14 protein-coding genes are annotated in these 10,352 nt (G+C 42.3%); 13 read left to right on the forward strand and 1 reads right to left on the reverse strand.

Going from position 1 to position 10,352, the window contains the following annotated elements; all coding sequences use genetic code 11:
• Both F6J99_RS34410 and F6J99_RS34415 read left to right on the forward strand, forming a co-directional pair.
• Positions 1-167 (forward strand): zinc ribbon domain-containing protein (locus tag F6J99_RS34410; RefSeq protein ID WP_365974611.1); only part of this gene is annotated, 167 nt, incomplete at its 5' end.
• A gap of 326 nt (positions 168-493) precedes the next feature.
• On the forward strand, positions 494-2,824 hold the full coding sequence (locus tag F6J99_RS34415) for a calcium-binding protein (RefSeq protein ID WP_293119877.1): 2,331 nt from the start codon (positions 494-496) through the stop codon (positions 2,822-2,824).
• A 217-nt stretch (positions 2,825-3,041) separates the two neighbouring features.
• Here F6J99_RS34415 and F6J99_RS34420 read toward each other — a convergent pair whose 3' ends face one another.
• Positions 3,042-3,608, reverse strand: coding sequence for a hypothetical protein (locus F6J99_RS34420; protein WP_293119879.1), 567 nt, complete (start codon positions 3,606-3,608; stop codon positions 3,042-3,044).
• A 772-nt stretch (positions 3,609-4,380) separates the two neighbouring features.
• On the opposite strand from F6J99_RS34420, the gene F6J99_RS34425 reads away from it, so the two are divergent.
• From F6J99_RS34425 to F6J99_RS34475, 11 genes are all read left to right on the forward strand, one after another.
• Complete coding sequence (locus F6J99_RS34425) at positions 4,381-4,560, forward strand: hypothetical protein (protein WP_293119881.1); 180 nt, start codon at positions 4,381-4,383, stop codon at positions 4,558-4,560.
• A 241-nt stretch (positions 4,561-4,801) separates the two neighbouring features.
• A complete protein-coding gene (locus F6J99_RS34430) occupies positions 4,802-5,128 on the forward strand; it encodes a hypothetical protein (protein ID WP_293119883.1) in 327 nt (108 codons plus the stop codon).
• 115 nt (positions 5,129-5,243) lie between these two features.
• Positions 5,244-5,600 carry an SH3 domain-containing protein gene (locus F6J99_RS34435; protein ID WP_293119885.1) on the forward strand — a complete coding sequence of 119 codons (357 nt, stop codon included), beginning with the start codon at positions 5,244-5,246 and terminating at the stop codon, positions 5,598-5,600.
• Between the two features lie 177 nt (positions 5,601-5,777).
• A complete protein-coding gene (locus F6J99_RS34440; RefSeq protein WP_070394475.1) occupies positions 5,778-5,960 on the forward strand; it encodes a hypothetical protein in 183 nt (60 codons plus the stop codon).
• Positions 5,961-6,218: 258 nt separating this feature from the next.
• Positions 6,219-6,392, forward strand: a complete 174-nt coding sequence (locus tag F6J99_RS34445) for a hypothetical protein (RefSeq protein ID WP_293119887.1) — start codon at positions 6,219-6,221, stop codon at positions 6,390-6,392.
• 358 nt (positions 6,393-6,750) lie between these two features.
• A complete protein-coding gene (locus F6J99_RS34450; RefSeq protein WP_168166521.1) occupies positions 6,751-6,924 on the forward strand; it encodes a hypothetical protein in 174 nt (57 codons plus the stop codon).
• 358 nt (positions 6,925-7,282) lie between these two features.
• Positions 7,283-7,456, forward strand: a complete 174-nt coding sequence (locus F6J99_RS34455) for a hypothetical protein (protein ID WP_168166521.1) — start codon at positions 7,283-7,285, stop codon at positions 7,454-7,456.
• A gap of 364 nt (positions 7,457-7,820) precedes the next feature.
• Positions 7,821-7,994 carry a hypothetical protein gene (locus F6J99_RS34460; RefSeq protein ID WP_293119889.1) on the forward strand — a complete coding sequence of 58 codons (174 nt, stop codon included), beginning with the start codon at positions 7,821-7,823 and terminating at the stop codon, positions 7,992-7,994.
• 364 nt (positions 7,995-8,358) lie between these two features.
• Complete coding sequence (locus F6J99_RS34465; protein ID WP_293119891.1) at positions 8,359-8,532, forward strand: hypothetical protein; 174 nt, start codon at positions 8,359-8,361, stop codon at positions 8,530-8,532.
• A 529-nt stretch (positions 8,533-9,061) separates the two neighbouring features.
• Entirely contained in the window at positions 9,062-9,235 is a 174-nt protein-coding gene (locus tag F6J99_RS34470; RefSeq protein WP_293119893.1) for a hypothetical protein, read from the forward strand.
• Positions 9,236-9,454: 219 nt separating this feature from the next.
• Entirely contained in the window at positions 9,455-10,192 is a 738-nt protein-coding gene (locus F6J99_RS34475; RefSeq protein ID WP_293119895.1) for a hypothetical protein, read from the forward strand.
• The last annotated feature ends 160 nt before the right edge of the window (positions 10,193-10,352 follow it).

Here is a 10,352-nt window from a genome sequence, read left to right on the forward strand (position 1 = left end):
AACTAAAAGACCGCATCCACTCTTGTCCTCATTGTGGTTATGTAGCTGACAGAGATGTAAATGCGGCGATCAATATATTGAATTTGGCGGTGGGGCATCCCGTCACAAGTAAAGCTTACCGAGTAACCGAAGGGATACCTGGTGTTGGTAAGAAGCCCACACTGTAATCTTTGATGAGCGTGTGGGAGTATGTCACAATCAAATGACCTTAAACCTAGAAAGTAAGGGTGATTCACATTGAATTGTAGCTGCTCGTACCGCTTCAGATGTGATTACCGATTTCAGTGATGGCGTGGATCTGATTGGGTGATCCATTAGAAATGCTATATAATTTGTAGGGTGCGTTATTAACAGACCCTAAAGGTAGACTTGCTGCGTAAGTTCTGTATTTATTAACAAAGCGACAAACTTATGTACTCCTCACCCCCAGTACCTCTCCCAAAGTTCGGATAGGGCAGGAGGTTCTAAAGATATGTCTTAGAGGAAGACTAGCATGAAATTTTCCAAATCAACTTTCGACCCAACTAATCCTTTCGATCCAGGAGTACCCGGATTTGTTGGTTCCGATGGACCAGGTAAAGTTACAGAAAAAAACTTTGTCAATCCAATTTTTGTGGGCTTTGCTACAGGGGTAGAGGATTATTCGCCTGCTCCAGGAGTGATTGCCGATTTTTCAGATCCAAATAAAGCTTTAGGAGAAGTTACTGCTAAATTTGATGACGTAGTTTCTTTAGGCGAACTTTCCCAGGAGCAAATTGATGATGGAGTCACACCAGGTCAGATAACACTAACCTTCGATGTTCCAATTGGTAATGGAAAGGGAGCTGACTTTGTTGTATTTGAAAACGGCTTCGATTTTGGTGGAGGAACTTTTGCTGAATTAGCTTATGTCGAAGTTTCTACTGACGGAAGTAATTTTGCTCGCTTTCCTAGTATTTCCCTAACGTCCGAACCAGTAGATTCGTTTGGAGTCGTAGACTCAACAGAAATTTTTAATCTAGCAGGCAAGCATGTCAATAATGCTTTTGTAGACAATACTACAGGCGAAGTGAGTGGTGATTCGTTTGGCACTCCTTTCGATCTAGAAGATTTAAGTAAAGATTCTTTAGTAAAGAGTGGTTTGTTGGATCTTAACGAGATTAACTTCGTCCGGCTGGTAGATATTCCAGGCAGTGGTGCTTTTCTCGATGCAAAGGGGAATCCTATTTTTGACCCTTTTCCACAATCACCAGGAGGAGGAGGTTTCGATTTAGATGCAATTGGAGTTATTAATGAAGCTGATGATGATCAAACCTTAATTGGCGGCAATGGTTCAGACAATTTAGTTGGTGGTACTGGAGACGACTTGCTCAAAGGTGCTAATGGTCGAGATACTCTTTCTGGTTTTGGAGGAAATGACACCTTAATTGGGGGAAATGGTCAAGATGGTTTAATTGGTGGTGCTGGAAACGACTTGCTCAAAGGTGGTAATGGTCAAGACAGTTTAATCGGTGGTGCTGGAGACGACTCCCTTAAAGGTGGTAATGGTCAAGACAGTTTAATCGGTGGTGCTGGAGACGACTCCCTTAAAGGTGGTAATGGTCAAGACAGTTTAATCGGTGGTGCTGGAGACGACTCCCTTAAAGGTGGTAATGGTCGAGACAGATTAATTGGTGGTGCTGGAGACGACTTGCTCAAAGGTGGTAATGGTAAAGATACTTTTGTTATTGCAGCCGGAGAAGGCACAGATACAATTGAAGATTTTCGTAATGATGTGATTGAGTTGTTTGGGGGCATAAGTTTTAACGACCTCACCTTCTCTGGCAATGATATTTTCTTCGGTGATGAAGTGTTGGCAACCCTCAGAGGAATTGATACTAGTACTTTGACTGAGTCAGACTTCACGACGAGTCAGAATGTGACATTGCCAAATCCCGCTCCAGGTTCTTTCTCTACAACTTTTGATTTTCTTCCTGACAATAGGTTAGTTACTTTTAATGGTCTTGAAGTACAAGTACAGAGTCAACCAGGTTCTTCGGACTTTAATCTTCTAGGAACTTTGCCACCAGAGTTTGAAGGTGCTACCCCAGCTTTTATTATTACTGAGCCGACCGCCGACTTTTTTGTTCTGAGTACAGGTGCAAATGGCGACATCTTTACCTTACCAATAACAGGTGGCGAGGCAGAGCTAATAGCCGATATTCCTTTAAACTTTTCAGCTAGCTTCCGCTCTGAACAATCGGATCAGCTTTTCATCAATCGGGGGACTCAGCCTCAAGGCGCTTTTTCTGGTTCCCAAGTAGAACAACTGTCGCTATCAACAGGTGATATCCAGACTATCGTTGAAGATATTCCTGGTGCTTCTGCTGGAGTAGGATTTGATAGTTTTGGCAACCTTTATACAGGAATTGGTCTAGATCCAGATGGAGAGAGGACTGGAGAAATTCGACGCTTTTTAAGCGATGATGTAGATGAGTCAATTCAAACTGGAATTCCTCTTGACTTTGATGACGATGGTGAGTTCGTAGCTCAAGTGCTAAGTGCTACCGGGCTTGTTTTTGACGAAGAAGGCGATCTTTGGGTAGCTGGTGGAAACTTGAGTGGAAATGGTCAGCAAGGGTTTATTGCTGAAGTTAATCCACAGACAGGTGAGATAATTCGCCGCATAGATCCAACCGACGGAGACCCAGATAGCGGACCCCAGAACTTTTTCCAGATTGGAATCAGTCACCCTTTCTCTTGCACGATAGGAGCTACAGATTTCTTCGATTCTAGCAATACGTTTTTTGAAATCGATGCTTGTCAAACTTTACCATCAAACGGTCATGATTTATTTGATATGTAATCTCGTTTAACCTTAGTTCGACGAATTATATTTCAGGTAAAAAATATTGGTTTAAGGTGAATTTATAAACTGACTTTTTACGGCTTCCATTAAAACCTAACCAAGTAAGGGTTTCAGTCCCAAGTCTTATTCTAAATAAACTGGACTTAATGATAATGATTAACGGTAGAATAAGACTTAGGGGATTCAAAAATTTAGCGCGCCAAATTTGAGGAAGTCAATCGAAATCAGGTGAATCAGGAATCAATTGACTCCAAGGAAAATTACTTTGACCGCAGCCACCCGCTGGCGGATTACTGGGATCAGCGGGTGGGTGTGAAGCAGCATCTTCTTCAGTTAGAGCATCAAACACTTCCTGACAGTACCAGAGGTTACCCTCGTAAGATACCCAGTTAAATTGACTAAACAAATTGGGATTATATTCATTGTTGGGACCGTTCTGTGCAATTATTACCTCCTTGGGGTTATCTACGCTACAGTAGTCAAAAATCAAGTCTGAGGAGGGGTTATTACCGATGCTCCACTGATTAGCAGTGATATTGTGATGACCACCATAATTATCAACATATTCAGCAGCAATGGTAGGCGCGACAGTACCTCCGCTGCATCTTGTGGAGTCAGTGACAGTGTTTTCAGCTTTGGCTACAACAGTAGTATCACCTTCTATCTTGTACGCTACAAATGACTTGGCTGTGTTTCCCCCATAAGCTGCCAAGGGCATTAGAAAGGAAAAAGCAGCTATTAAACACAAACTAAGAATTTTTTGCCGCAAGACTTTGACCATACTTCTCTTAAACCTCCTATACTGATAATTCAACGATAGTGCCTGTTAACTTCAAAATATATTAGCATAAGATCGGGATATTCCGTACCTGTTATAGGGTTTTTATCTAGGTTGTAAATACAGTAATTGCCGAAAAATGCTTGCACATAATAAGCAAAAGCCAATAGGGACAGGAGCTCCGGAGTTTTATTAGACAATAAAAAAAAATATACAGGTTTACATCTCAAATACAAACGCTATATGCTAAGGGGAGCAGGTCTTGCGTTGCAGAACAAATGAACTATTTACCATCAGAGCAAGCTTAAACCCATGAGGGGGCTAAAGATTTAGTACAAATGTTCTGCATAAGTGACATGCTCCCTATGCTAAGTTGTTTTTCTATGATGTCCAAAACTAGTACTATGCCAAATTTTTGGACATTATTTCCAGTTAGTTTATAATTTTGAGGTATAAAATAAAGTTCTAGCTATCTTTGGAGTCGTTTTCAATAACTGTTTGGCATAGTAAGTGCGGAAGAGTCGGAATCTTTGACAGGAATATTTAACCGCTGGGTTTCAAGCTCTGGCCAGAAATTAAGTCCTATCCCTCCTCTATCCTAAGCTCAGGATGGAGGAGTTTTAATTTTTCGGTTAACGGATAATCCCCTTAAGTGAGGCCATGATCTGATCAGCTCAAAAAAAAAGGTACCCTCAAGGGTACTGTGAAGCCAGAGTTAGATCTGACATTCTATAAATATGTTGATTGAAATCAATTACAGCAAGAGGTAAAACCCATGCCTTACAAATACTATAACCCCTGTGTGTTCCAAGTACCGATCAAATTAGAAGTACCCATTGTTCTCGACATCGCTGTCGCTGCTAAGCGTAAGTGCTTTGACAAATATGAGGAGATGGAGCTCATTGAGGCCGAAGGTAGCGAAACTACTGAGTCACCCGAACCCGTTGGCACTTAGTACCTTCAGGCATCTTTGAAAGGAATCTTTAACGGCTGGCTTTGAATTAGTTCATAGTAATTAATTCCTGCAATACCCCTAGGCTGATCAAGCCAGGGGATTTTTTTTGCCAGTCTCCTGCATGCTTTTAGGGAGCAGGGACTTCGGAGCAGGGAGAAGAGTGTGGGGAGATAGGGAAGTGTGGGAAGATAGCGGAGAAGTCCTCTTAGATTAAGTTGGTATCTTTAAATAGGTTGTCTTGATGCAGTCGTTGATAAAGGAAACCGCCCCTACTCCCCATCTCCCCATCTCCCCATCTCCCTACTCCCTACTCCCTACTCCCTACTCCCCATCTCCCCTACTCCCCATCTCCCCATCTCCCCTACTCCCCATCTCCCCTACTCCCCTACTCCCCTACTCCCCTACTCCCCATCTCCCCATCTCCCCATCTCCCTACTCCCTACTCCCTACTCCCTACTCCCTATTCCCTATTCCCTATTCCCTATTCCCTATTCCCCGCCCACAAAACCACCATAGACCAGTTTCTCAACTGTCTGTACTAGCAAGGGTGTTAACTATGGAAAAATAAGGTTTTATCGATGTCAGCGTTAGGACTACTGATTAAGTGGCACTGTCTCCAATCACTCCAACTGTTATTTCTATTTTACTAGTAAATAAGAAACATTGATGATTGGAGAAAACAAATGAAAAAAGCAATCTTATTACTAGCTACAGCTGCTGCAGTTACCGTTCCTACAACTGAGGCTTTTGCTCAGCATACTTTTCCTAGTGAGCGTTCCCACTGTCGAGCCACCCTAACTGCTACCAACCCCAATTCTCGGATCACCTTACGTTCTGGAGCAGGAACTAATTATAGAAGCTTGGGTTATGGTTTAGTGGGTGATAATGTCTACGTTCTGACAGCAACTCCTCCAGAACCAGATTACAAAATAGACAGCTTTGGTTATGGTTGGCACAGAGTAGGTTTTCCAGTAAGTGGTGCCAAAGGATGGATTCGCGACGATTTACTCAATATCGAATGTGCTCCCATTAATGATTAAGTAGGTGGAGCGGCAAAAACTAAAGGATAGCATTGATCAAAATGCTATCCTTAAAATAAATTAATCTTAATCATCCTTAACAGAAAAGGTACCCTCAAGGGTACTGTGAAGCCAGGGAATTATTTGACATTATATAAATGTGTTGATTAAAATTAATTGCACCAAGAGGTAAAACCCATGGGTTACAAATACCATAATCCCTGTGTGTTCCAAGTTCCGATCAAATTAGAAGTGCCCATTGTTCTCGATCTAGCTGTAGGTGCTAAGCGTCAGTGCTTTACTAAATATGAGGAAATGGAGATCGAAGAGAACGGAGGGGCTACTGAGCCAGCCGAACCGTCTGCCACTTTTTATCCTTAGGAATCTTTGAAATTATTTTTTTACGGCTGGCTTTAAAATTATAGGCATAAATTAAGTAATATCTCTCCTCTCTATCCTCCTTCCTGAGCTCAGGAGGGAGGAGTTTTATTGTAGACCTTAAGCGATAATCACCCCTAAGTTATGGGAGACTATCATCAGTTTAAAAAAGGTACCCTCAAGGGTACTGTCAAGCCAGGGTTAGATTTGACATTATATAAATGTGTTGATTGAAATTAATTACAGCAAGAGGTAAAATCCATGCCTTACAAATACGATAAACCCTGTGTGTTCCAAGTACCGATCAAATTAGAAGTACCCATTGTGCTTGACCTAGCTGTAGCGGCTAAGCGTAAGTGCTTTACTAAGTATGAGGAAATGGAGATCGAAGAGAACGGATCGGGTACTGAGTCTCCTGAACCAGTTGCCACTTAGTATCTTTAGTAATCTTTGACGGCTAGCTTTTAAAATCTGGACATAAATTAAGTCCTATCTCTCCTCTATATCCTCCATTCTGACCTCAGGATGGAGGAGTTTTATTTTTGACATTAACCGATAATAACACCCACCAATACCGAACCAGATAAAAATCGTAGGGTGGGCATTGCTCAGGAAGATTAAAATTAGTGAGCCTATAAATGAAATGGGCAATGCCCACCAATACCGAGGCTAAGTTATGCCATCTTATTATCAGTTTAAAAAAGGTACCCTCAAGGGTACTGTCAAGCCAGGGGATTATTTGACATTATATAAATGTGTTGATTGAAATTAATTACAGCAAGAGGTAAAACCCATGCCTTACAAATACGATAAACCCTGTGTGTTCCAAGTACCGATCAAATTAGAAGTACCCATTGTGCTTGACCTAGCTGTAGCGGCTAAGCGTAAGTGCTTTACTAAGTATGAGGAAATGGAGATCGAAGAGAACGGATCGGCTCCTGAGCCAGCTGAACCAGTTGCCACTTAGTCTCTTTAGTAACTTTTGACGGCTGACTTTTAAATTCTGGGCATAAATTAAGTCCTATATTTCCTCTTTATCCTCCATTCTTAGCTCAGGATGGAGGAGTTTTATTTTTGACATTAACCGATAATAACACCCACCAATACCGAACCAGATAAAAATCGTAGGGTGGGCATTGCTCAGGAAGATTAAAATTAGTGAGCCTATAAATTAAATGAGCAATGCCCAGCCATACCGATGGTAAGTTATGGGATACTATCATCAGTTTAAAAAAGGTACCCTCAAGGGTACTGTCAAGCCAGAGCTAGATTTGACATTATATAAATGTGTTGATTGAAATTAATTACAGCAAGAGGTAAAACCCATGCCTTACAAATACGATAAACCCTGTGTGTTCCAAGTTCCGATCAAATTAGAAGTACCCATTGTGCTCGACCTAGCTGTAGCGGCTAAGCGTAAGTGCTTTACTAAGTATGAGGAAATGGAGATCGAAGAGAACGGATCGGCTCCTGAGCCAGCTGAACCAGTTGCCACTTAGTCTCTTTAGTAACTTTTGACGGCTGGCTTTTAAAATATGGGCATAAATTAAGTCCTATATTTCCTCTTTATCCTCCATTCTGAGCTCAGGATGGAGGACTTGTTATTTATTGGATAATTACAGCCCCGTAGGGTGGGTTAGGCGGCGAGTATTTTAAAAGCTCACCTTTCCACAGATCTGTCCGCCGTAACCCACCAATAGTCAGCGACTTAAGCCGTGATTAGATTGACTTGATCAAGAGTAAATTATCCCGTAATATCATCAGTTTAAAAAAGGTACCCTCAAGGGTACTGTCAAGCCAGAGTTAGATTTGACATTATATAAATGTGTTGATTGAAATTAATTACAGCAAGAGGTAAAACCCATGCCTTACAAATACCATAACCCCTGTGTGTTCCAAGTTCCGATCAAATTAGAAGTACCCATTGTGCTCGACCTAGCTGTAGCGGCTAAGCGTAAGTGCTTTACTAAGTATGAGGAAATGGAGATCGAAGACAACGGAGCGGCTACTGAGTCTCCCGAACCAGTTACCACTTAATCTCTTTAGTTACTTTTGACGGCTGGCTTTTAAATTCTGGGCATAAATTAAGTCCTATATTTCCTCTTTATCCTCCATTCTGAGCTCAGGATGGAGGACTTGTTATTTATTGGATAATTACAGCCCCGTAGGGTGGGTTAGGCGGCGAGTATTTTAAAAGCTCACCTTTCCACAGATCTGTCCGCCGTAACCCACCAATAGTCAGGGACTTAAGCCGTGATTAGATTGACTTGATCAAGAGTAAATTATCCCGTAATATCATCAGTTTAAAAAAGGTACCCTCAAGGGTACTGCCAAGGCAGAGCTAGATTTGACATTATATAAATGTGTTGATTGAAATTAATTACAGCAAGAGGTAAAACCCATGCCTTACAAATACGATAAACCCTGTGTGTTCCAAGTTCCGATCAAATTAGAAGTACCCATTGTGCTCGACCTAGCTGTCGCTGCTAAGCGTAAGTGCTTTACTAAGTATGAGGAAATGGAGATCGAAGAGAACGGATCGGGTACTGAGTCAGCTGAACCAGTTACCACTTAATCTCTTTAGCAATCTCTGACAATAATCTTTGACGGCTGGCTTTAAATTATGGGCATAAAGTAAGTCCTATATCTGCTCTTTATCCTCCATTCTGACCTCAGGATGGAGGAGTTTTTATTTATTGGTTTATCGTAAGCATTCAGGGGTCAGGGGTCAGGGGTCAGGGGTCAGGGGTCAGGGGTCAGCTTCTTTTATTAAAAAGCTGTTTCCGTAGCTTGGCCAATAGCTGATAGCTGATACGCGACACGCTGATACGCGACACGCTGATAGCTGAATGCTTACGGTTCATCGATAATTACGCCCACCAATACTGAACCAGATAAAAATCGTAGGGTGGGCATTGCTCAGGAAGATTAAAATTAGTGAGCCTATAAATGAAATGGGCAATGCCCACCAATACCGAGGCTAAGTTATGGGATACTATCATCAGTTTCTAAAAGGTACCCTCAAGGGTACTGTCAAGCCAGAGTTAGATTTGACATTATATAAATGTGTTGATTGAAATTAATTACAGCAAGAGGTAAAACCCATGCCTTACAAATACCATAACCCCTGTGTGTTCCAAGTTCCCATCAAATTAGAAGTACCCATTGTGCTTGACCTAGCTGTCGCTGCTAAGCGTAAGTGCTTTACTAAGTATGAAGAAATGGAGATCGAAGAGAACGGAGCGGCTACTGAGTCTCCCGAACCAGTTACCACTTAATCTCTGACAATGATCTTTGACGGCTGGCTTTAAATTAGTTCATAGAAATTAGTTCCTCGAATCCCCCTAGACTTATCAAGTCAGGGGGATTTTCTTAATCAGTATTCTGCTAAGGTTACCTAAAAGGTACCCTTAAGGGTACCGCAACCTGTTAGTAAATTATGAGACCATTGGGAGAGATTAACACTACCTGCAAAACTACCTGATGGAGGGCAAATCATGCCTGACGAAAATATCCACGAATCCGCTTACAACTGTGAGTTTGAGATTCCGATCAATTTTTTAGTTCCCTTCTCATTCAAGCCCACATTTGCTCCACAAAAGTGTACCTTCCAACTTTGCAATCACCCTGGTGCTAGTGCCAGTCCACCACCCTATGGCTTGCGTCTTGATGGACTGCTCACTGGTAATCCCAGAGATATCTATACCTTTGATTTTGAGTACGAGGGCGCAGAGGTATTCCTCGACTACACCAGCACAGGTGAGATCCGCATCTACGGAAAAGCCTTTGGTGGACAAAAACAAGGGAAAAATTACAAAAAAGGGACAACTGACTACTGGGATATCGACTTTAGCTACAAGGTTGTGGGACATCAAGACAACGATGCCTATGTCACGGAGAAAGCCTATGGCAAGTACAACATTGGCATGGGTAAGGGGACAATCAAGTCTAAGAAGTTCAAGTCCTTTGATTTAGTAGACTACTTCGGTAAACATGAATACTCCTTCCGGTTTGGTGATGATACGGAGCACCGGGGCTATAAAGGTATCTCTGGCTGGGGCTGGCTGAATCATAGTGGTGCCAAAGATGGTATCTATGAGCACCTAGATGACTCTGACTGGCTATTCGTTGCTAAAATTCCTAAACTATCCATGGCTAAATGGAAGATGATCTGCTGGAGTGGCTTAGCCAGTGCAGTCTGGTCTGAGGATGATCATAAGAAGTCCGATTATTAGCGATTAGTTATAGCGCCGCGCCCAGTGTGGGGAGATGGGGAGATGGGGAGATGGGGAGATGGGGAGATGGGGAGATGGGGAGATGAAGAGATGGGGAGATGGGGAGATGGGGAGAGGGGGAGATGGGGAGATGGGGAGATGGGGAGAGGGGGAGAGGGGG

Source organism: Moorena sp. SIO4G3, assembly GCF_010692305.1.
GTDB lineage: Bacteria > Cyanobacteriota > Cyanobacteriia > Cyanobacteriales > Coleofasciculaceae > Moorena > Moorena producens_A.